Here is a 714-nt window from a genome sequence, read left to right as displayed (position 1 = left end):
CGGGCGCCGGTTCTGCTTCTGGCGGACCATGCGGGGCGGGCGGTGCCGCGGGCTCTGGGGCGGCTCGGGGTGGCCGAGCCGGAGTTCGAGCGCCACATCGCCTGGGACATCGGCACGGCCGGGCTGACCCGGCTGCTCGCCCGGCGCTTCGATGCGCCGGCCCTGCTCGGCGTCTACTCGCGCCTGGTGGTCGACCTGAACCGCGCGCTCGACGATCCCACCCTGATGCCCGAGATCAGCGACGGCACGGTGGTGCCGGCCAACCGGGCGCTCGATGCGGCGGCACGCGAGGCGCGGCTGGAGGCGATCTACCGGCCCTATCACGGCATGGTCGAGCACCTGCTCGACGGCTTTGCCGGGCGCGGCGTGGTGCCGGCGGTGGTCTCGGTGCACAGCTTCACGCCGGTGATGCGCGGGCTGGCGCGGCCCTGGCATGCGGGCGTGCTGTGGGACCGTGACCCGCGCATGGCGGTGCCGCTGATCGCCGGGCTGCGCGCCGACCCGGCGCTGGTGGTCGGCGACAACGAGCCCTATACCGGGCGCGGCGCCCACGGCACCATCGACCGGCACGCGGTCGCGCGCGGCCTGCCCCATGTGCTGGTCGAGATCCGCCAGGACCTGATCGCAACCCCCGAAGGCGAGGCCGAATGGGCAGCCCGCCTCGCCGATGCCCTGAAGCCCATCCTCGCCGATCCCGCACTCTACCGCGTCGAG

The 714-nt window shown here is 74.5% G+C and carries 1 protein-coding gene; it reads left to right on the top strand.

What is annotated here, in order from left to right; all coding sequences use genetic code 11:
- A partial coding sequence (locus JUB13_RS31025) for an N-formylglutamate amidohydrolase (protein WP_207486130.1) occupies nucleotides 1-714 on the top strand: 714 nt, incomplete at both ends.

Origin of the sequence: Arenibaculum pallidiluteum (assembly GCF_017355985.1) — a bacterium.
GTDB classification, from domain to species: Bacteria; Pseudomonadota; Alphaproteobacteria; order Azospirillales; family Azospirillaceae; genus Arenibaculum; species Arenibaculum pallidiluteum.
The sequence above is the reverse complement of the archived record's forward strand: the minus strand, read 5'-3'. Positions and strand labels throughout refer to the sequence as shown.